Raw genomic sequence first — 21,982 nt, 5'->3', positions numbered from 1 at the left:
TTAAATGAGCAAAAAATAAGCGTGATGAAAAGCACCACTGCCATTTTCAGCTATTAAAACTTTGCCAAACCGGTCACTTCCCCATCCAGGCTTTAAAATCCCGCACCCGCTCCCGGCTGACCAGCGCTTCACGTTCGAAAGCAGGTTTCAGGGTGATGGCGAGGCGGTTTCCGAAGTAGGGCTGGATGTTTTCCACGCCCTGGTGCGAGACGATCAGGCCGCGGTTGAGCTGGAAGAAATGCTCGGGGTCGAGTAAGCCTACCAGTTCATCGATGCTGTAATCGACGAGATACTTCTGGTTTTTGGCGGTGCGGAAAAAGCTGATCTTTTCGTCTGAATAGAAATACATGATCTCCGAAACCTCCACCGAAAACTGCTTGACACCCTGCTTCACCAGAAATCGCTTCCGGTATTGCTGCGCCGGGGTAGTGGTACTCTGCAACCCTTTTAATAATTTTTCAATGTCCAGTACCGGCGCGGTGACGGACTTTTCGGCCGATTCTCCAACCAGTTCCTTCAACTTGCGGATACTCCGGTCGAGGTCTTCGAGCTGAATGGGTTTCAGCAGGTAATCAATGCTGTTGACCTTGAAAGCCTGCAAGGCATATTCATCGTAGGAAGTGGTAAATATGACGCGGCTCTGGATTTTGATGTATTCAAAAATTTCAAAACATTGTCCGTCAGCGAGTTCAATATCCATAAAAATCACATCCGGCGCGTCGTGGCTTTGCAGCCAGGCCACCGAGTCGGCAATGCTGATCGTCACACCCTCGATCTGGAAAGACGGATCTACCTCGGCAATCAGCCGCCGCAGCTTGCGCTCCGCCAGTTCTTCATCTTCAATAATAAGTACCCTCATATTTTTGTTTTGAAAAAATTTAAAGCAAAGGCAGGCTGACCACAAACTGGCCGCCTTCTTTACTCACTACCACACGCATATCATCCGCAATGCGCATTTGCTGCGCCAGAAGCCGGTATTTTTCACTGATGTTGGACAACCCTACCCCATTGCTCAAAACGCGCGAATTCCTCGGCTGCAGATTATTCTGGATTTCCAGCCGACCGTCTTCTGCCAGGCATATTTTAATCATCAGCGGCTTTTGCGTATGGATCACATTGTGCTTGATGGCATTTTCGACCAGCATCTGGAGCGTAAGCGGCGGCAGCAGATAATCCTGCACGGCATCGGGGACGGCGATGAGCAGCGAGATACCTTGTCCATAGCGGGTTTTTAACAAATGAAAATAAGACTGCACAAACACGATTTCATTGGCCAGCGACGTCAGGTCCCGCCCGCCGCCGGCTTGCTCGTTGGATTGCAGCAGGTATCGGTACACATTGGCCATTTCATTGATAAAGCCCTCCGCCCGGTGCGGGTCTTCCACAATCAGCGAGGAAAGTGAATTCAATGTATTGAAAAGAAAATGCGGATTGATCTGATTTTTAAGGCTTTCGTACTGGCTTTGCAGGTTGGTTTTTTTCAGCTGCTCCTTTTCCAAAGTATTCTCCCGCCATTTTTTATGGGAATGCAAACTTTCAAAAATACCCACGGTCACCAGGCTGATAAGCCCCGCAGCGATTGCCAGATGCTTCACTTGTCCAGGTTTTTCTTCAAAACCAAACAACTGCCAGTGAGAAAAAATGGCCAGCTGCACCAGCAAGGTCACACAACTGATCAGAAAAAACAGCAGGAAAAGTAAGGCAATTCTTTTTACGGCCTGCTCAATGTCAGGCAGATAGATGACGACCCGCTGAGAAACCCAGTCCATCATGAACTGACAAACCAGCGCAAAACCGGCGCCGATCAATGTTGTGTACAAAAATGTGGGTACGTCATGCCAGTAACCCTGTCCCAAAAGCAGGAAGCCGATGGCCGGGACCAGGCAGGGCAACAGGATGATCAGCTGCCATTTGAATTGCAGTGACGGCTGGTATCCCGAATGTTGGCTGACTGACTGACGTAAAAGCATAGCTCGATTTAAATGCTGATCCAATGTATCCACAGCATGCGTACAACCGGTAGCGTTTTCGGCTGAACTGTCATTTTCGCTTACTGAAACAGCGCAACCGTATTCAGCAGCGGGAGCGTCACTTTGAACAGTTTTTCAGTTTCTTCGATGGCGACGGGCTCACTGGTCAGCATTTTATATCTAATAATGAGATTGCCCAGCCCATGCCGCTCCTGGCGCAGCAGCACACGTTTTCGTTGCAGGGAATTTTGTACGGTAACCTGGTTATCATGTAAAGAAATCCCGATCACCAGCGGCGAAGCGACCGACATGATGTTGTTTTCCAAAGCATTATCTATCAGTATCTGCAAACTCAGGGGCGAAATAAATGCCGTAGATCTGAGGCTGGCGTCCGGCAGCATAATCCGGACCCGCTGACCAAACCGCACCCGCAGCAAATTGGCATAGGACGCGATAAAAAGCAGCTCGTCGGTGAGGAGCACCTGTTCCTGGCTGCTGCTTTGCAACATATACCGGTACACCCGCGCCAGATCGTCCACCAGTTTTTCCGCCAATGCATTGTCCTCATATAATAATGCAGAAATGGAATCGAGGCTGTTGAATAAAAAATGCGGCCTTACTTTTTGTTTCAATGCATCGATTTGCTGTTCAAGGGCTTTGCTTTTCAAAGATTCGATTTCCATTTTCTCCGCTTTCCACTGCTGGTAGGCGTAGGTAAGGTTGAGCCCGACACCAAAAAGAAAAGCAAAAACGGCATCCAGCAGGCAAATAGGCCAGACGACTTCCCAGCTGAATGTTACTTCCAGGATCGGGACGAGGCTGAATATCCAGAGAAACAAAATGCTCAGTACAATGCAGGTGGAGGCCAAGGCTATGGTCATCACCAAGGTCCGCACCGAAGTTTGGCGGAATGTGGGGTAAAGCGCAATGATGCGGCGCACCAGCAAGGTCAGGCAAATGATTGAAATCGCGTAAGTGGTTTGTCCGCCGAGGCTGCCGACGATGAACACGCGGATATCGGACAAATACCTGGGACCGAAGAAAAAGTAATTCCCAAATGGTACCCAAATCACAAACATGCCAATGTTGAACCACCATTCGGGGCGGCTGAAAAAGGATGGCCGAAAGCGTTCGACGAATTGAAGGAGCATGGGTAGGGTTTGCGCGGTTTGACAACACTAAGCTAAACTCCGCGGAAGAATTTTGATACTGGTCTTTGAAAAAAATCGCTTAACCGGACCGACAATCCAGCAGGCGATTCTTGCAGTCCGGCGGGGAAATATTTCAGGCTGGTCTGCATGGCCTGGGAGGATGCGGATTTACAACGGACTTTTGATCCAGGTTTAAAAATCTACATAGCCATGAAAAATAATCTGTTAGCCAAATTGTTTGCACTATCCCTCGCCGCCCTGTGCGCCTGCGAGAAGCCCGAAAAAAACGTAGACCCGGTTGAAGAAACCCAGCCGGGGACAGGAACCGGCACGCCGACACCCGTGGGCCAGCCTGTCGGAGATCCGTTTTCCAAAACCATCGGCCCGGCCGGCGGCAGCATTTCCTCGCCCGACGGCCGCCTGAAATTCACATTTCCCGCAGGTGCAATTGCAAAGGAAACCACCATTAAAGTGCAGCCGGTGGAAAATCATGCCCCGGGTGGCGTGGGTTTGGGCTACGCCGTGACGCCCACCAACATTCCGCTCGAAAAAGATGCCGTGGTAGCGTGGAAATATGAAGACGCGGACATGGACGGCTCCGCCCCGGAAGCGCTGGGTATGGCCTATCAGGACGAAAAGGGTGTGTGGCAGGGACGGGCCGATGTTAAGATCGATAAAGAAAAGCACACGGTGGAGGTACCAGTCAGCAAGCTGGCACCCTGGGCATTTTACGAGCAGTTTTATCTTGAAATTGATAAAGATGTACTGGCTCCCGGCGAACATGCCAGCATCAAGGCTATTTATCAAACGGGCCGGAAAGAAAATCTACCAGGTGACTTAGCATACCCTTTGCTGAAATCGGAAGTGATACAAGCTTCCCGCGTAATTCGCTGGACATTAAATGGACAAACCGACGGTACCGGGGGCAATAATTACAGCAATGTAGGCCAGATCATCGAGGATAATGCTTACGCAAAAGCGACTTATGACGCCCCTCCCAAAGAACCGGACAACAATCCCATCGCGATCGGAATTGAGATCGATGCGAAACAGTTCGGTCATGTGATCCTGACCAAAAACATGACCATTATTTCTCCTGCCAAAATGGAGATCGGCGGCCGCAGCGATTCCAACCCGACCGTCGGGCTGACCATCCAGGGTTCGTCACTGCAAGGCATTATTACGGATTCACAGGGCAAAACGATGTCCATCTTTTTCACGATCGACAGTTTCAAAGGGAAAGGACATTATAAAGTTAACCAGCCGGGCACAGTCATGATCACGCCGCTGATCTTCGGGCGGGTACCCTACCTCTACGGCCACTACAACGATAACGGAGAGTGGATTTCGGGTGGCGGCGAAATCAACATTACCGAATATAATGGTAACACGAAGGCCATCAGCGGTACCATTTCGGGCACTTTCTGGTGGGAACAGGCCGGCGGCAAGCTTGAACCGCAAAAAGCATCCGCCAGGTTCCGGGCAGTGCCGGTGGTGATTTAAAAAAATAAAGCAGCAGCGGGCGGGTGTCTGCTGCTGCCTGGTTTGAAAGCGATTACTATTGATCTTCTGTATTGAATGACGATAGGTCGGTCACATTGTCCCAGCCGCCTGAAATGGTTTTCACCGCGCCGGCTTCGTCCACACTGTATAATGTTCCCTGGCTGACGATCAGCAGGTTGGTACCGTCGGAAGTGAGCTGCGCGCCGGGTGAGAAAGTGGTTGTAGAGTGGAGCTTGATAATGCCGGTGGTCGGGTCGGTTTTGTAAAGTTTGCCGTCGGGTTTGATCAGGTAAAGACCTTTTTTCAAACCAACCATTTCCGTAACCCCTTTATATCCGCTGCCATAGTTGCTGAAAGATTTGCCGTCCCACGAGATAATGTACAGGCTATCGCCCATCACAATGTAAGGAAGCCCGAATGCATAGCTGAGTGCCGTGGCCGATGACCAGTAAGGCCCTGTAAAAGCTTGTTTAATCGTATTGTTCAGCTCGATTTTCCACACGGTACCTTCCTGCAAAGCGAATATGCTGCCTTTGTAATAAGTGATCGCTTTTACCGGCGCATAGCCTCCGCCTACACCAAAACCCCAGCCCGATTTGAAATTCAGTTTCATGATACTAGTGCCTTGTGAAAGGAACAGGGATTCCGAAACTGCGTAGATCTCTCCCGCGCCGGCATAAGTTGTGGCCATCGGCGCATTTTTCCCGGTCGCCGCGTCGCCTGCCAGGACGCCCGTCGGTGTGACGGCAAAAAGATTGGAATACATAGCAGTGATACATTTGGCATCGCTGGTCGAAAGGTGGTCACGCTGCACGCCGAATGTTTTGTTGTCGAGCGTGGTCATCACTGGCTGACCATTTTGCGAATAAGCATAGGAATCCAGCATCATGATGGAGCCGAAATCAAAGGCGCCGTATTTCCGGTTGTCGTAACCCTCATCGTCCAGAACAGTGAAAATGGATTTATTGATTTCGGCCACATTATTAAGGTTGACTTTCACGGCAGAATTCCGGTCGTAGCGGGTATGCTCATGCAGCAAGCCCAGCGTATGACCGATTTCGTGCAGGATACCTCCTTTTGTTGCACCAAGCGGCACGCTGATAAACTGCTGCCCACCAATCCTGCCAACCGAAGACGAATATCCCCTGGCACGTCCGAATGTCACATAACTGTCTTTAATTGGCAAGCCTCCCTGAATGTTGGGCATGGGTCGGCGGTAAACAAAACGTACCGGCGTGTTGGCTTCCACCTCTGCAATCGCCGCGAGGACCGCGCTCTGGTCGGTGATACCGTTGTCGATGGTGTACAGCACCCGGTTGTTTGGCCAGAGTGAATGTATTTTGGTAAACGCCTCGGTACGTGCGCCCGTGGTCTGGCCCAGCTGCTCGGGCGTCAGGATCATATCTCCTTCAAATACCGCTTTTCCATCGATCTCGGCATACGAGATTTTTTACCAAAAAGTGTCCCCTGCTTCTGTACACCGCTTTCTCCGGGATACGCTACCTCCGGATCTACGCGGCTGATACCGGCCTGCGGAGCGCTGACGATCGTATTTTCGTGCTCCGGTTTTTCGCAGGAGGTAATGTAAAGTGTGGCACATAATACCAATCCTGTTTTGACTAATAGATGCAATGATTTCATGAGTACGCTGATTGAATGTGATGTAGTTTTTTGAAAATGCGCCCTGCATTTGAATGACCAAAACTAAATCGCCCCGCCGCCGCCAGCCGACGGTAATCGGTGAACGGCCCGTCAAAATCGCTGAACGGAAGGGAATCAAGTAGATTTACTACACCGGCTACCCATATTCCAAATCGTGTTTTTACCTGCCTGCGCCAAAATACCTGATTTTAAAAACGGGTAGTCTGACGCTCAAAGACGGCTTGCCCGAAGTATAAATTTGTCAGGTTAAAAAATAACAAATCGAATATTTCGAACGAAGTCTTTCATGAAAGGAGGTGCGCTATGGGATAGTCAGCAGGAGTTTTGAGATACCGTTTTCACTGATCTTTTCCGGATAAAAAAGTCAAGAGCATCACCATTTAGCCATATCCAAAAATAAAAAACATGAAAACTTTCAAATTCAAGGACCTTGCCGTTACAGTCAACTTTGATCCCAATAAGACCAACGTATGCAGGCTCGTAAGTCCGTCCATTTGCGCCGGTCACACGGTGATCAACTGTCCGGCACATACATTGGTCACCTGTGCGGGAATTTCGTATTGCCACTGGCCGACGATTTGCCCGGCATTCACCTGCGGCGGATGCAGTGTCCTGGCTTGCAGCCACTTGCCTTCCTATATTACCACGGACATCACGGTCTGGAAAACCACCACGCCGGTACAGTATGTCGTGGACGAATTAGAGGAAACCGAGCTGAACGATTTCAGGAACAGCCTGGCGGAGCTTCAAAAGTATGTAGACGTAAAGATCCAGGATGCGCCAAACCAGCTGGATATGCTTGAAAAGAAATTGCAGGAAGCCATCGAAGAAGTGCGTACACAGCGCGGAAACAGATAAAATGTCCAAATCTGATGATCAAAGTCAAATTTCTTTTGCACGCCACATTCCGGTCAAACCCGGCATTTGAGCTGATTGAGCAGGGAAATTTAAATCCGCAGGCGCTTCATGCGCTTGCGGATTTAACCCAGGACCCTGAGTTCTTTGGAGTATTCCGGCGGAAAAACCCGGAAGCTGGCGAAAGTGCCCGGCTGGCTTACAAAGAAGTGGCGCTCCTCTTTTATTTTTTACAAAAAGCGGGTGAGCTGCCGCATTATTTTAAATCCGTATATGATGACGAGGTAAACCGCACAATGGCTAAAATGGTACTGGAAGGCATTTTCGAGATCCAGGTTGGCCAGGACTTTCACTCCGGTTTTGCAGCGCAACATTTCATTTATGAATCACAGGAGCGCGGCGAAGACCGTCCGCATCCTTTGTTCGAAATGTCGTCCCGGGCGATCCGGTATGCGGTTTATTTAAATGAAACAGATACGACTTCGCTGGCCGCAAAACTTTACGCCTACAACACCGTGCCGCTTTTTATCGCGCCTGACAATGTGCTGGCAACTTTTGAAGAAGTAGAAGCATTTTTGGGAATCAACAAAAATAATTTGCTGGACCGGCTGCTTTTGAAACATTGGAACAAGCAGGAGCCGAATGAAAAATTCAGCTGGATTTCGTGGAGCCGGAGGCAGCAGGTACGTCACGATGCCAGGCTGAGCCAGACTTATAAAATGTATATCAGTCCGGTTTTGGAAGAACTGCCCCAAGTTTTCGAAAAGGCCGTGAATGTGCTCACGGCGTCTGAGGCTTTCAGTTTCAAAATCGGTATAAACCGCGAAGGTCTGCTCCGCCCCGACAAATTCGTGGCCTACTTCACAAACTTTCCTCAGCTGAAAACCGCCGCCGACCAACTCACGCCTATTTTGAAAAACCACCAGGCGCAGGGTGTCCCTTTCACCGCTCCGCTGGACGAGTCGGGCATCCTATCCTGGGGTGTGGACCACGCTTCCGAAACGATTTTAAAGGATATTGAAGGAGGCAGCTGGCGAGGTGCAGTTACCCAAAAACTGGCAGCGTCCATAGCTTTATCCAAAACAGAAAAGCTTGGCCAGTCAGAAAGCGTTGACTTTGTTTTAAAAAAAATGATGCTGGAAGGGATTGATACCACCTCCTGGACCGCTGCCTGAAAATACCTGCGTAAAACTTAATCCATCATAAAACAAATCTTAAAGTCATGGCTTCCAATCAATTATACATACTGCCGGAAGATGTTCAGGTGCTGCCGGTAGAAGCATTGCCCGAACAGGCGCTGGCCAAATTCGAGTACGAAGCGGACGATTTCATCATCACTTACACGCACGCAAGAAATACGAGCAAGATCATCGACGCCTCTTCTGCGTCGCTTTTGCAGGAATTCCGCAAACCCAAATCCCTGCCGGAAGGCGTGCTCACATACGCGCTGCTCAACAACCTCGACGCCCAGAAGATCCTGGAAGGTTCTTACACTTTTCTGGCACGGCTCCGAAACGAAGGTTTCCTCGTTTCCTATGACGATACTTTCGGGCAGAAAAAGTCATTTTTCAGGGCTGGTGACCGGTTTAAGGAATATGAAGTTGTGTCAAAACTGGATGGGGTGGCTGATACTGAAATTTATAAAGTCAGTAAAAACGGTCGGCTACATGCGCTTAAACTTTTGAAAACCAGCAAAAAAACACCGCAGCTGCTGGCGAATTTTTATAATGAAATTGAAATTTTAAGTGCGCTCGACAACTTCGTCAATCCCGCGCTGACAGAACACGGCGAATTTGAAAATGACCACTATCTGATCATGGATTGGGTGGACGGAAAACCGTGCCTGCAGGCAGCCGAAAAATATCAAAACCTGCACGATCAGGCCAATGTGCTTGCTTTACTCGATCTTTCCAACCGCCTGCTCAATGCTTACCGGCATCTGCACAGCCAGGGAATGATCCACGGCGACGTGCATCCGGCCAATATCATCGTGACGGAATCGGGCGAGGTGAACATCATCGATTTTGGGCTTTCCAGGATGGTTTCAAAAAACCAGCATCCTGCACGGGGCGGACAGGTTTTCTTTTTCGAACCGGAATATGCGCAATCTGTGCTCGACGCCAAGCCCGCGCCGCCAGCCACATTTGAGGGTGAACAATATGCGATCGGCGCACTGATTTACCAGCTTTTTACCGGCAAGCCTTACCTCCATTTTTCTTTTGATAAAAAAGCGTTGTTTACGCAGATCGTGGAAGAAGCGCCGGTGCCTTTTCAAAAGCTGGACATTGTTATAGACGATCAGATTGAAAAAACGATCCTGAAAGCGCTTTCCAAGCGGAAAGACGATAGATACAGCAACATTGAAGAGTTCTATTTAGCCGTGATGAAAGTTCAGGAAAGTTTCCCGGACCGGTCTTCCGAAGACAAGAAATTGTCGGTGCAGGTCTTCCGGGATTCAATTCTGAGCGAGTATGGCTTTGATGGAAAACTTTTGAAAAACGGGCTGCAACTGGCGCCGAAAAGCTCCGTCAACTTTGGTGCGGCGGGCATTTCTTACTTGTTTCTGCGGAAGGCATTGATACGTTCCGACAGTGAAATCCTGGCCCTGGCAGATGTGTGGAGCGACCGTGCGGCGAGTTACACGCAGGATCCGGATGCTGGATTTTATTCAAAAGAAATGGACCTCACTCCTTCTGCGATCGGACGGTCCTCGATTTACCACACACCGAGCGGCGTGGATCTGGTGCAGGCGCTGGTTTGCCAGGCGTCGGGGAATTTGGGCGGATACTACAATGCCGTCCGCAATTTCCTGCATCACGCCTCGCAGCCTTGTGAAAATCTGGACCTTACACTCGGTAAGTCGGCGGAGCTGATCGGCAGCTCGCTGATTATGGAAAATATGCCTACTTATGACAAATTCATCCGGAATGATCTGCTCAACTTTGGCAAAAATGTATTGTCGGACATTTGGTCAAATGTGGATTCCTACGCAGCGATCGGGGAACAAAACCCGATCAATTACCGGGGGATCGCGCATGGCTGGGCGGGGATTTTATACGCTACTTTAAAATGGTGCAAAGTTTCCGGGCAACATTTACCCGCTCATTTTTTCGAAAGAGTCGGGCAGCTTGTCTCGCTTGGGATGGAAGAAAACGGGTACCTGCGCTGGGAAATTTCTAACAACGAACCGGTTTCCTGGACCGGCTGGTGCCACGGATCGGCCGGATATGTGTTTTTGTGGACAGCTTTATTCCGCTTCACAAACGAAGAAAGTTACCTTGAACTGGCCAGAAAAACCGCCGTGCACTTTCTGAATGCGGTAGCGGCGGGTATGAATGGTAGCTTATGCTGCGGAAGGTCCGGTGAATGTTACGCCCTTTTGAGCATCTACAAAGCCACGCACGATGATTTTTATCTGACCGAAGCCCGGCGCCTAGCGAAGGAAATGCTGCCGCACATGTATACAAATCAGATGAAAAACCACAGTTTGTATAAGGGTAACATCGGCGCAGCGGTTTTGTTTGAAGAGCTCGAAAGGCCGGAATTTGCGCGAATGCCGCTTTTCGAATGATATAAATGTTACCGGAAACCCTACGCTTCTACTTTCGGTGCACTCAAAGCGCGGTAATCTTTCGGCGACATTTTATTGATCTTCTTAAAACAGCGGTTGAAATAGGAAATATTGGCGTACCCGCATTCCAGTGCTATCTGCGTCACCGGCAAATCCGACTGCTGTAAAAGCCTGGCCGCAAAGCCGATACGTACCTGATTGAGGAAATCGGAAAATGTCCGGTTGGTGAGCGTTTTGAAAAAACGACAAAATGAATGCAACTGCAAGCCGGCCACGGACGCCGCCTGCTGCAAAGTAATTTCTTCCTTGAAATTCTGCTGAATGTAATGCATCAGCTTGTGGACGCGCCCCGGCGCCTGGCCGGCGTAGACCGAAACCAGGTTTGGCACATTGAGCCATACAAGGTCCTGCGGGTCGAGCAGCTGATGTAATATTTCTGCGAAAGAAGCCAGCAGCGCAATGTTTTTCTGGCCGGGCATTTGCAGCAGAATGTCTGTGATCAAAGCTTTTTTCGCCCCGCAAATGCTGATCCCCCGCTCCGATTCCTTAAAAAAATGCCGCAGCTCCTTGGTATCGATCAGCCCGTCGAGATGCTGGCTCACGGCATCCGGATTAATGTAAAGCGCCACCGAAACCGCTTCCTTCAAATGTATTTCAGTATCTGACTGGCTGTACCACACGTGCGGCACATTCGGCCCCACAAAAGTCAGGTCGCCCTCCTCAAAATGCTCGATGGAATCGCCGATGATGCGCGTGCCTGAACCCGACAGGACATACACCAGCTGACACTCCGTATGGAAGTGAAAATCCTTGGAAAAAGACGGCCTCACGATCTTCTTAACGAGGAACGGTTTCCGCATTTCAGCGAAATCGGGCAGCAGTGCGTAGGTAGGTTTCATGGAGATGCAAACATAGTATCACAAAATATCAACCTGAAATCAACTTACTGGATTTACCGACCATAATTTTGTACAATATCTTTAATAGTAAGGCTATCCAAGACAAGCATATCATTGAATTTTGCCCCCAAAAGTGACGGAATTAGCACATTTACTTACTTAAATACAGATTATAATTCGATTAAAAACAAAACAGGATCAGGGGCATTTGCAAACAAGGAACATTCTCAACACTAATAGCATATTGACATAAATATACGAATGCAGATCACTTCCATCGAAATAAAAGACAAACGATTCGACCTTTTAAACGGTGTGGGCTCCGACGCGACCCATACCACACCCCAATATGCCTACGCGGTTTGCTGCCTGAAAACCGGTACTTCGTTGACGGGAACCGGGCTTGCTTTTACGCTCGGCGTAGGCACAGACCTGGTTTGTAAGGCGATAGAATATCTTTCCGCGCCGCTGATCGGCCGGGACATTGAAGATCTGATGCAGGATTTTGGCTCGGTTTATCGCAAAATGGTGGATTCACCCTCGTTCCGGTGGCTGGGGCCGCACAAAGGCGTGGTGCACCTGGCCCTCGCCGCGATCGTGAATGCGTGCTATGATCTTTGGGCGAAATCGCGGCAGGTACCTTTGTGGAAACTGTTGCTGGACCTGACGCCGGAAGAACTGGTAAACTCGCTGGACCTCAGCTACCTGGAAGAAGTTCTGACAAGGGAACAGGCCATTGAAATACTGACGGAAAATTTGCAGACCCGCGCGCTGCGGCAGGACGTTTTGGCGACAGGCTATAAAGGATACGATACTTCGGTGGGCTGGTTCAACTTTTCGGACGAAAAAATTGTGGCCAACACCAAAAAAGCGATGGACAATGGTTTCACCGCATTGAAACTAAAAGTGGGCTCCGACGACCCGATGCGCGATATCCGCCGTGCCGGGCTGATCCGCAAAACTGCCGGCGACGACGCGACGATCATGGTCGATGCCAATCAGAAATGGAATGTGCCCGAAGCATTGGATATATGCAGAAAGCTGGGCGAAATCAATCCTTTCTGGATCGAAGAACCGACGCATCCCGACGATGTGATCGGCCACCAGACGATTGCCAGAAACATTGCGCCGCTCAAAGTGGCGACGGGCGAGCACATTCCTAACAAGGTGATTTTCAAGAATTTCTTCCAGGCGAAGGCAATGGATTTCTGCCAGGTGGATGCGGTGCGGGTAGGCGGCGTTTCGGAATTTCTGACGATCAGCCTGCTTTCGAAAAGGATGGGTATCCCGGTGGTGCCGCATGTGGGCGATATGGGCCAGATACACCAGCATCTGGTTTTGTTCAACCATATTGGTATGGGCCACGAACATTTATTCCTGGAACACATTCCGCATTTGAAACAACATTTTATAAACCCGGCAGAAATCGTGGACGCTTACTACCAGGTGCCGCAGATACCCGGCAGCAGCAGCGATTTAAAAGATTGAAATACAAGATTTTAACAAAAGAAAATAACAATATGAGTGCATTGGCGGGCAAGGTCATTTTTCTCACAGGCGGGGCTTCGGGCATCGGCAAAGCCTGCGCGGCCGCCTACATCCGGGCCGGGGCGAAAGTGCTGGTGATGGATCGGGATGAAAATGCCTTGCAGGACCTGGAAGCAACATTTGGCGGTGACAGCCTGGTCACTTTTGCCGGAAATGTTACCTCGGAAAATGATGTAAAAGAGGCGATTGAAAAAACAGTTGGGGTATTTGGCAAAATCGAAGTCATCCACAACAATGCAGGTATTGCCAACCCTTCCAAACCACTCGATCAAACCTCTGAGGAAGAGTGGGATAATGTGTTTTCTGTCAACCTCAAAAGTGTTTTCTGGACGACGAAATACGGTATTGAACATTTGAAAAAAACCAAAGGCTGCATCCTCAACACCAGCAGCATGGTGGGCGAAATCGGCCAGGAAAACCATGCGGCGTACGTGGCGACGAAAGGCGGCATGAGTGCGCTGACAAAGGCGATGGCGCTGGATTATGCGCCTTTCGGGATCCGGGTAAATGCAGTTTGTCCAGCGGGTGTCTGGACGCCAATGTTGAGAAAATGGTCTGCTGAGCAGCCGAATACGGCGGAGATTGAGCAGTACCTGCACAACATTCATGCGCTGGGCTATTGTCCTGAGGGTGATGTGATTGCGGATGTGGCAGTGTTCCTGATCTCGGATGCTGCGCGGTTTGTGACGGGTTGCATCATGCCGGTGGGCGGCGGTGCCGAACTGGGTTATAAAAGATAAAAAGATGGGCACGAAAAGAACCTGCATGGCGCTGGACCTGGTGGACGAGCCAAACCTGATCTCGGAATACGCGCATTACCACAGCCTGGAAGGCATGTGGCCGGAGATTCCTGCGGGGATCCGGGAGGCGGGCGTTTTGGACATGCAGATCTACCGCATCGGTTCGCGGCTTTTCATGATCGTGGATTTCGACGAAAACACGGATTTGACTGAGGCTTTCCAGAAAATGGGTCAGATGCCGCGGCAAACCGAGTGGGCAACATTGATGGCCGAATTTCAAAAAACGCTTCCCGAGGCCCGGGCGGGAGAACATTGGGCGGCTATGGAGCCGGTATTTCTCTTAAACGACCACATGCAATGAAAAACGGGAAGGCAGTGGTGGTCCCTTTACTGGTGGTTATGAGCCTGATGTTCATCTGGAACCTCAGCCGAAATATCAATGATATCCTTATTCCGCATTTGAAAAGAGCCTGTCAATTGACTGATTTTCAATCCTCCCTGGTGCAATCGGCATTTTTTGGCGGTTACTTTTTGCTGGCTTTGCCGGTGGGTCAATTCATCAGTAAATATGGCTACAAAGCAGGCATGGTCACCGGCTTGCTGACGGCCGCCTTGGGCACATTCCTGTTTTTCCCCGCAGCCGATACGCGGTTTTATCCTCTTTTCCTGGCGGCGCTATTTATCATGGCGGCCGGTTTTACCTTTCTCGAAGTGACCGCAACACCTTATATATCCGTTCTTGGCGACCCTGATCGGGCTTCCAGCCGGCTAAGCCTGGCTTCGGCGGTAGGCTCACTCGGCGCGACCATCGGGCCGTTTATTGGCAGCCGCTTTTTGCTGCATGCCACAGAGGTGGCACCTTCTACGGTGGCTGGTTTTAATGCTGCTGAGCTGGATCACTACTTAAATGCGGAAGCGCAACTGGTAAAAACACCCTATCTGAGCCTGGGCGGGCTTTTTGTCGTGATCGGGTTGCTTTTGTATTTTATCAAATTACCAACAATTCAGGAAGATGGCGGGTCGTCGGGCAGCCTGAAAGCCGTTTTTAAATTCCGGCATACCGTCCTCGGCGCGCTGGGCGTATTTTGCTATCTCGGCGCGGAAGTTGGGATTGTGAGCTTCATGATCCGCTACGCCAAATCGTCGGGGATTGCGGGACTTACCGAGCAAAATGCGGCTTTATTTATCACTTTATACATGGCCTTGGTGCTGGTGGGCAGGCTGGCGGGGGCTTACGGGCTGCGCAGCATTGATCCCGCCAAAATGCTGATGGTCTGCGCATTATCGGCAATGATCCTGCTTTTCATTTCTATTTCCCAAACCGGCTATATTTCCATTTACAGCATTTCGCTGATCGGATTTTTCACCTCCGTCATGTACCCGATCCTGTTCACTTTGAGCATCAAGGACCTGGGGAATTATACCAAAACCGGCTCGTCGCTGATCATTATGAGCATTGTGGGCGGTGCGGTGATCCCGCCGCTGATGGGGCTGGTTTCTGACGGCTTTGGCATTAAAACCGCATTTTTCGTTCCCCTGATCTGCTATGCGTACCTGGTTTTTTATGCGAGATCGGGGCACCGGGTCCTGACTCGCCCGGCGGCCCTGGATTTAGAAAATATCAACATTAACAGTTCTGTTTTATGAAAAAGCTCTTCTTCGTTTTACTCCTTTTATGCGCCTTTTTCAATGGTTTTTCCCAAAAAGAAAAATCCGCCGGGATACCGCAAGCCGAGCGGCTCAAATGGTGGCAGGATGCAAAAATGGGCTTATTCATTCACTGGGGGCCGGTTTCATTGATCGGGAAAGAAATCAGCTGGTCGCGAAAGGATTATGGGGCCGCGAAATATGATGCGCTTTATAAGCGGTTCAATCCTAAAAAATTCGATGCAAAAGAATGGGTAGCCCTGGCCAAAGCTTCGGGCATGAAGTACATGGTCCTCACCGCCAAGCACCACGACGGCTTCTGCCTTTTTGAAACAAAAACGACAGACTACAACATTATGAACACGCCTTTCGGGCGCGATGTGTGCAAGGAACTTGCCGAGGCCGCGCACGAAGCCAACATGCCGATCTGCTGGTATTTTTCGGTTGCCGACTGGAAAGATCCCGACTGCCGCGACCCGAAAATGAACCCGGTTTTTGCAGAAAGGGTGCTCAAACAAGTTGGCGAACTGCTGACCAATTATGGTAAAATCGGTTTGTTATGGATTGATTTTGAAGGTTGGCCCAGTCCTGTCGAGCCGAAAAAAGTGTATGACTTAGCGAGAAAATTACAGCCTGAAATCATCATCAACAACCGCCTCGAACCTTTCACACCGGACGAATCGCACGGCTTTGTGGGTAACTACGCGGATTATGCCACGCCCGAAGGTTTTGTAGCTGGCTATGGAAAAACCGCGTGGGAAACCTGTACGAATATGGGCCACCAGTGGGCCTGGAAATTCGGCGACCACCCACGGAGCCTCAAAGAATCGGTGCACACATTACTGCGCTGCGTGGGCGGAAACGGCAATTTACTTTTCAACATTGGCCCCGACAGCACCGGCGTTTTCCCGGCTGATTTCGCCGCGCGGGCGAGGGAAATGGGGAGTTGGATCAAGAAGAACGAGCCTGCGATATACAATACAAAAGGCGGGATCTACACGCCGGCTGCCGATTATGTGAGTTCTTTCAAAGGCGACAAGCTTTACATTCATTTGCTCAATGCTGCCAAAAACGAGCTCACACTTCCCGCGATTGCAGCCAAAGTGAAGAGAGCCACATTGATGGATGGGACGAAAATCAATGTGACGCAAAGTGGCAAAGACCTGAAAATCAGTTTCCCGGAAAACAAGATCGACTCCATCGCGACCATCGCGGTACTGACGATGGACAAACCGCTATCTGCACTTTCTCCCATCGCGCCATTTTCCACGACAAACTCTTTGGCCTACAATAAAAAAGCCACAGCGTCCAGCTCTGTCGGGCAGTTTTACCACGACCCGGCGGCGGCATTTGACGATAATCCGAAAACCTGCTGGAAGATCGGGCGGAGGAAAGACATTGACGTGCATCAGATTTATGGAAAAAACATTCATTACCTCTCCGATGAAATCATGTCGCTCTACCAACCGACCGGCTGGCTGGAAGTGGACCTCGGCAAGCCGCAACCGGTAGGCAGGATCAAGCTTGGCGAGTCGAAATACAGTGAATCGGAGATCAAAAAATTCAAGGTACAATACCTGGCCGGCAACAGCTGGAAGGATTTGGCGGCGGACACGAAAATGGGCGATTGGCAAAAAGACATTACGCCGGTGACCGCGCAGAAATTCAGGCTGGTGATCGATCAGTACCATGGCTATTTCGGCGTCAACGAATTTGAACTTTTCCCGCCCGGAAATTAGTCTGTTTACACTTCAAGGTATTAACATTCAAGATTTTACGCATAAACCTCAACACTAATCCTTAACCTATGAAAAAACTATTTTATCAGCTCTTATTTATTTCTGCCTTCTCCGGGGCAACGTTCGCGGAGGGAGGTACCCGGCTGCCGGCAACGCACGCCAAAACCGTGGCCAGTATCCGTGGAAAGGTGAAAGACGGCCAGGGAGTGGGCCTGCCCGGTGTGAATGTGGTCGTGAAAGGCACGCAGCGCGGGACCGTCACCAATGGTGAAGGTGATTTTACGCTCGAAACCCAGCCGGGGGACGAAATCCTGGTTTTCAGTTTTGTCGGCTACAAAACGGTGGAAGAGACGATCGGAAACCGTACCGAAATTGCTGTGGAACTATCACATGAAGACCGCGCGCTCGACGAGGTGGTCGTGGTGGGATATGGTACCCAGAAAAAACGGGACGTAACCGGGGCCGTCGGCAGTGTGAAAGGCAGTGACGTGAAAAGTGTGATTGCAGCCGATGCGTCGGCTTTATTGCAGGGACGACTGGCTGGTGTGACGGTGCAGCAAGGCGGTAGCGCGCCGGGACAGGCTCCGGCTGTGGTGATCCGCGGAACCGGAACATTCGGGAATGACCAGCCGCTGTATGTCATCGATGGAATGATCGCGGCATCGATGTCGTACATCAACCCGAATGACATTGAATCGATGGAAGTATTGAAAGATGCTTCCGCAGCGGCGATTTATGGTAGCCGGGCTGCAAATGGCGTGGTGCTCGTGACGACGAAATCGGGCAAGGCGGGCGACGTGAAAATTGCCCTCAATGTAAAAGGTGGCATCCAGGCGCCGAGCAAAAAGCTCAAATTCCTGAACGCGCGCCAATATGCTGACTGGAACAACCAGGCGCATGACAATGATGGCCTGGAACGTGCCCCGGCCAATGATGCGCAGTTTAACCCAGCGATCGATACCGACTGGCAAAGCCTGGAACTCGGCACGGCGCCGATGACGGACTACAACCTCAGCTTGTCGGGCGGCAGCAACTCGGCGAAGTATTTTATTTCGGGCCAATATTTTGACCAGAAAGGGATTGCGACGGATTCCTGGTTTAAAAGGTATAACCTGCGCGCCAATTCTCAGTTCACCAAGGGACGTTTCAAGTTTACGGAATCGCTGAGCTTGTCGCGGAGTGTCAACAATCCCAATACGTATGTAGGCCGGGAAACAGGCCCGCTGCCAACCAGCGCGGTGTATGATCCCAAAAATCTGGGTGGTTATGCCGGTCAGGACCCTGCATTTGCCGGGGTGGCGCGGACGGTGAGCTGGTATGGGCTGGCACACATGGACGATAACCGGTACACAACGGACCAGGCTCTGGGTAACATTGGCCTTGAATATGAGATCATTGATGGTTTGAAATACAAATTGAATGTTGGTCTGGATTACTCGGTTTACCGCCAGTACGACTTCACGCCGGCGTTTTTCATGAGTAATTCGCAGGAAGCTTTCCAGCAGCAGGCCACTTTGAATGATTCGTACATTCAATCGTTCACCACATTGGTTGAAAACACATTGACCTACAACAAATCCCTCGGCGATCATAATTTCGAGGTGCTGGTAGGTTATACTTCGCAAAATGGCCAGGCGAGAAGTCTGGGTGCGACGGCGGCGAATTTTCCTTCCAATGACCTGCGCGTAATCAATGCGGCGATCAACCGGACGGTGAATACCAATGGTGATTTACAGGAGTTTGTACTGCAATCGGCACTGGCGCGGATCAATTATAATTACAAATCCAAATACCTGCTCACTGCCACGATCCGCCGGGATGGTTCTTCCAAATTCCTTTATCCGCACAATACCTTCGCTACATTTCCTTCCTTCTCATTGGGCTGGCGGGTAAGCGAGGAAGCATTTTTTCCAAAGAATGCGGTGGTCAATGACCTGAAACTGAGAGGAAGCTACGGAACCTTGGGCTCACAGAATATTGGCAACTACCTGACTTCGCCAACATTTAACCTTACCTCGGATTATTATTTCGCAGGCGGTGCGCAGCCAGGAATCGCGGTGACACAGTATGTGAACCCGGCTCTGAAATGGGAATCGACCAAAACCAGCGATATCGGTTTTGATCTGGCTTTATTAAATAATGCGGTCACGATTTCAGCGGATTATTTTGATAAAACCTCCTCCAATGTACTGGCAAGTATCCCGATCCCGGCTTACGGCGGTGCGGGTAGCACATTAACCAAAAATGCGGCTTCGATCAATAACAAGGGTTTCGAGCTGGCAGCCACTTATGCGAGACCGGCCGGAAAGGATTTCAATTACAGCATAACGGGTACATTCAGCACGGTGAAAAACAAGGTAATCAGTTTGGGTGACGGGGTAAGCCCGATCATTGCGGGCGGATTTACCCAGCAGTCGCTGCAAGCTACCCGCACGGATGTGGGCCAGCCGATCGGCAGTTTCTGGGGTTACCAGGTATTAGGAATTTACCAAACCAAAGCGGAGGCAACCGAAGACGGACGTACTGACGCGACGGCGGGTGATTTTAAATTCAGTAAAAACCCGACCTGGCTGGGGAGTCCTTTTCCGAAATTCAATTATGGTCTTAATTTCAATGCGAACTACAAAAATTTCGACTTCGGCCTGTTTTTTCAGGGTGTAAATGGCAACAAGATCTGGAATGCAAAAGGCCGGTTCCAGTACATTCTGGATTACGGAAGCAACAAAAGTCCGGAAGTGCTGAATGCGTGGACGCCGACGAATACCGATACGGACATTCCTAGGGCGACCCAGCTGGATCCTGCCAATAACAAACGCTCGTCTTCCTTTTATATCGAGGACGGATCTTACCTGAGACTTAAAAACCTGACGATCGGCTACACTTTGCCGCAGTCGATCCTCTCCAAAGCGAAGATCAGCAATGCACGTTTTTATGTGAGCGGACAAAACCTTTTGACTTTTACCAAATACAAAGGGTATGATCCGGAAGTGGGACGGAACAGCAACGGTGGCAGCAACCCTAACAACATTGGCAGCCTGCTCAACAACGGTGTGGACCAGACGGCCTACCCGAATGCACGGATCGTGAGTATTGGTATTGACCTGAACTTTTAATTAGAAACCATGAATACAAGCATGAACACTCATAAAAAGCGGAAATTCATCACACTTCCCCTGGTTTTCATCATGGTCGTGATGATGACCGTGAATTGCAGCAAAGATGACCTGAACCTGACCAACCCGAACGCGCTGAGTACCGCAAGCTTCTGGAAAACAGCGGACGATGCAGAAAAAGGTCTGGTGGCCTGCTATGGTCCGCTCACCACCACCCAGGGATGGGGACGGATGCTCGGCGGAATCCTCACGATCCAGCGCGGCGACGACGCAAACGCATTTTCGTGGCCGGCGGTAAACGACCCGGGCACATTTACGGTGGTACCTACCGACGGTCGTGTGGGCGAAGGCTGGGGCGAGCTGAATGCGATTGTGGCGCGTACCAATTCGGTTTTGTTTTTTGTACCAAAAATCGAGATGGACGAGGCGCAGAAGAAGCGGATTTTGGGAGAAGCTTTCTTCCTGCGTTCGCTGGCGCATTTTTACCTGCTCAATATGTGGGGCAACATTCCGCTCATCCTCGCACCGGTGGAAGAAGTGAATGACCTTTTCGTGGAGCAGGCGCCGCAGACGGAGGTTTGGGCATCGATCATCAGCGACGCCAAAGCGGCACAGGCTGCCTTACCCGAAACAGTAGACGCCGCCAATGTGGGCCGCGCTACCTGGGGAGCCGCTACTGCGCTGCTTGGGAAAGCTTATTTGTTTACCAAAGACTGGACGAATGCGGCTGCTGAATTTAAAAAGATCATTGACAAACCGGGATTGTACCGGCTGGTGGCGAATTATCAGGACAACTTCCTGACGGCTACCAATAATAATGCGGAGTCGATCTGGGAGCTGCAATATGAAAGCAATGTGAATGCGAGCTGGGGTACCAGCGGCACACCGAATGTGGGCCGCGGCCAGGCTTACGAGCCCGACATTGCGCCGCCCGCGTATTCGAGCCAGGGCAGTATTTCGGTGAATAAATGGGTTTTCGACGCATTTATGAAACAAAAAACAAAAGATGGTAAGATCGATCCGCGGGCTTATGCGACGATGGTCTGGAATTATCCGGGGGCGAAAATTTACCAGGATAGCTTCAAAACGAAAATGACCGGCGCGGATACCAACCGCATCTGGGACCGTAAATATTTGAATTATGACCGGGAAAGTTCGCTGGTGCCGGGCTCCTGGTGGTATGCGGCCAACAATCGGAGGATGATCCGCCTGGCCGATGTGCTGCTGATGTACGCAGAGGCCAAAAATGAAGCGACCGGCCCTGAGGCGACCGCTTACGAGGCGATCAACCGGGTACGTGCGCGTGCCAACATGCCGGATATCCCGGCGGGATTGAGCAAGGATGCATTCCGCACGGCAGTCCGCGACGAGCGCGTGCTGGAACTTTCCCTGGAAGGCGACCGCATTTTTGACCTCCTGCGCTGGGGTACCATGGCAGAAGTGTTCACCAAACACCCGGAATACCGCTCCAACAGTGGCGGCAAATTCATCCCGAACAAGAATGAATATCTTCCGATACCATTCAATGACGTGAGTGCCAATCCGAAATTGAAGCAAAATCCGGGGTATATTGATTGAGGCACG

General features: G+C 50.5%; 17 protein-coding genes. 11 read left to right on the top strand and 6 right to left on the bottom strand.

Annotated elements, in window-relative coordinates:
* Positions 1 to 73: 73 nt before the first annotated feature.
* The 3 genes from FEN17_RS18880 to FEN17_RS18870 all read right to left on the bottom strand — a co-directional run bounded on the left by FEN17_RS18880 (position 74) and on the right by FEN17_RS18870 (position 3,121).
* The gene (locus tag FEN17_RS18880) at positions 74 to 859 is read right to left on the bottom strand and encodes a LytR/AlgR family response regulator transcription factor (RefSeq protein ID WP_138366863.1); all 786 of its coding nucleotides are present in this window, start codon (positions 857 to 859) and stop codon (positions 74 to 76) included.
* Between the two features lie 19 nt (positions 860 to 878).
* Positions 879 to 1,970 (bottom strand): sensor histidine kinase, encoded by a 1,092-nt coding sequence (locus FEN17_RS18875; RefSeq protein ID WP_138366862.1) that lies wholly within the window; start codon positions 1,968 to 1,970, stop codon positions 879 to 881.
* Between the two features lie 80 nt (positions 1,971 to 2,050).
* Positions 2,051 to 3,121 carry a sensor histidine kinase gene (locus tag FEN17_RS18870; RefSeq protein ID WP_138366861.1) on the bottom strand — a complete coding sequence of 357 codons (1,071 nt, stop codon included), beginning with the start codon at positions 3,119 to 3,121 and terminating at the stop codon, positions 2,051 to 2,053.
* Positions 3,122 to 3,331: 210 nt separating this feature from the next.
* Between FEN17_RS18870 and FEN17_RS18865 the strand changes: the two genes are divergently transcribed.
* Positions 3,332 to 4,624, top strand: a complete 1,293-nt coding sequence (locus FEN17_RS18865) for a hypothetical protein (RefSeq protein ID WP_138366860.1) — start codon at positions 3,332 to 3,334, stop codon at positions 4,622 to 4,624.
* Between the two features lie 55 nt (positions 4,625 to 4,679).
* Here FEN17_RS18865 and FEN17_RS18860 read toward each other — a convergent pair whose 3' ends face one another.
* Together FEN17_RS18860 and FEN17_RS18855 are read right to left on the bottom strand one after the other, a co-directional pair.
* Positions 4,680 to 6,026 carry a M12 family metallopeptidase gene (locus tag FEN17_RS18860; protein ID WP_138366859.1) on the bottom strand — a complete coding sequence of 449 codons (1,347 nt, stop codon included), beginning with the start codon at positions 6,024 to 6,026 and terminating at the stop codon, positions 4,680 to 4,682.
* Positions 6,023 to 6,265 carry a hypothetical protein gene (locus tag FEN17_RS18855; RefSeq protein ID WP_138366858.1) on the bottom strand — a complete coding sequence of 81 codons (243 nt, stop codon included), beginning with the start codon at positions 6,263 to 6,265 and terminating at the stop codon, positions 6,023 to 6,025. The genes FEN17_RS18860 and FEN17_RS18855 overlap by 4 nt, the downstream gene beginning before the upstream one ends.
* A 426-nt stretch (positions 6,266 to 6,691) precedes the next feature.
* Between FEN17_RS18855 and FEN17_RS18850 the strand changes: the two genes are divergently transcribed.
* From FEN17_RS18850 to FEN17_RS18840, 3 genes are read left to right on the top strand one after another with little or no spacing between them, the layout of a single operon-like run.
* Positions 6,692 to 7,144 carry a hypothetical protein gene (locus FEN17_RS18850; protein WP_138366857.1) on the top strand — a complete coding sequence of 151 codons (453 nt, stop codon included), beginning with the start codon at positions 6,692 to 6,694 and terminating at the stop codon, positions 7,142 to 7,144.
* 14 nt (positions 7,145 to 7,158) lie between these two features.
* Entirely contained in the window at positions 7,159 to 8,316 is a 1,158-nt protein-coding gene (locus tag FEN17_RS18845; RefSeq protein WP_138366856.1) for a hypothetical protein, read from the top strand.
* Between the two features lie 47 nt (positions 8,317 to 8,363).
* A complete protein-coding gene (locus FEN17_RS18840) occupies positions 8,364 to 10,712 on the top strand; it encodes a lanthionine synthetase LanC family protein (protein ID WP_138366855.1) in 2,349 nt (782 codons plus the stop codon).
* Between the two features lie 20 nt (positions 10,713 to 10,732).
* Here FEN17_RS18840 and FEN17_RS18835 read toward each other — a convergent pair whose 3' ends face one another.
* On the bottom strand, positions 10,733 to 11,611 hold the full coding sequence (locus tag FEN17_RS18835; protein ID WP_138366854.1) for an AraC family transcriptional regulator: 879 nt from the start codon (positions 11,609 to 11,611) through the stop codon (positions 10,733 to 10,735).
* A gap of 261 nt (positions 11,612 to 11,872) precedes the next feature.
* Between FEN17_RS18835 and FEN17_RS18830 the strand changes: the two genes are divergently transcribed.
* The 7 genes from FEN17_RS18830 (at position 11,873) to FEN17_RS18800 (ending at position 21,976) form a co-directional block, all read left to right on the top strand.
* Positions 11,873 to 13,099: an enolase C-terminal domain-like protein gene (locus FEN17_RS18830; protein WP_138366853.1), complete on the top strand. Its 1,227-nt coding sequence runs from the start codon at positions 11,873 to 11,875 to the stop codon at positions 13,097 to 13,099.
* Positions 13,100 to 13,131: 32 nt separating this feature from the next.
* Positions 13,132 to 13,899 carry an SDR family NAD(P)-dependent oxidoreductase gene (locus FEN17_RS18825; RefSeq protein ID WP_138366852.1) on the top strand — a complete coding sequence of 256 codons (768 nt, stop codon included), beginning with the start codon at positions 13,132 to 13,134 and terminating at the stop codon, positions 13,897 to 13,899.
* 4 nt (positions 13,900 to 13,903) lie between these two features.
* The gene (locus FEN17_RS18820; protein ID WP_138366851.1) at positions 13,904 to 14,260 is read left to right on the top strand and encodes an L-rhamnose mutarotase; all 357 of its coding nucleotides are present in this window, start codon (positions 13,904 to 13,906) and stop codon (positions 14,258 to 14,260) included.
* Positions 14,257 to 15,546, top strand: a complete 1,290-nt coding sequence (gene fucP, locus FEN17_RS18815; protein ID WP_138366850.1) for an L-fucose:H+ symporter permease — start codon at positions 14,257 to 14,259, stop codon at positions 15,544 to 15,546. Before FEN17_RS18820 ends, fucP begins: the two co-directional genes overlap by 4 nt.
* Complete coding sequence (locus tag FEN17_RS18810) at positions 15,543 to 17,285, top strand: alpha-L-fucosidase (protein ID WP_138366849.1); 1,743 nt, start codon at positions 15,543 to 15,545, stop codon at positions 17,283 to 17,285. Before fucP ends, FEN17_RS18810 begins: the two co-directional genes overlap by 4 nt.
* 68 nt (positions 17,286 to 17,353) lie before the next feature.
* Positions 17,354 to 20,398, top strand: a complete 3,045-nt coding sequence (locus FEN17_RS18805) for a SusC/RagA family TonB-linked outer membrane protein (protein ID WP_138366848.1) — start codon at positions 17,354 to 17,356, stop codon at positions 20,396 to 20,398.
* 9 nt (positions 20,399 to 20,407) lie between these two features.
* Positions 20,408 to 21,976 carry a RagB/SusD family nutrient uptake outer membrane protein gene (locus FEN17_RS18800; protein ID WP_138366847.1) on the top strand — a complete coding sequence of 523 codons (1,569 nt, stop codon included), beginning with the start codon at positions 20,408 to 20,410 and terminating at the stop codon, positions 21,974 to 21,976.
* Positions 21,977 to 21,982: the final 6 nt, after the last annotated feature.

The organism is Dyadobacter luticola (assembly GCF_005860805.1).
Lineage (GTDB): Bacteria > Bacteroidota > Bacteroidia > Cytophagales > Spirosomataceae > Dyadobacter > Dyadobacter luticola.
The sequence above is the reverse complement of the archived record's forward strand: the minus strand, read 5'-3'. Positions and strand labels throughout refer to the sequence as shown.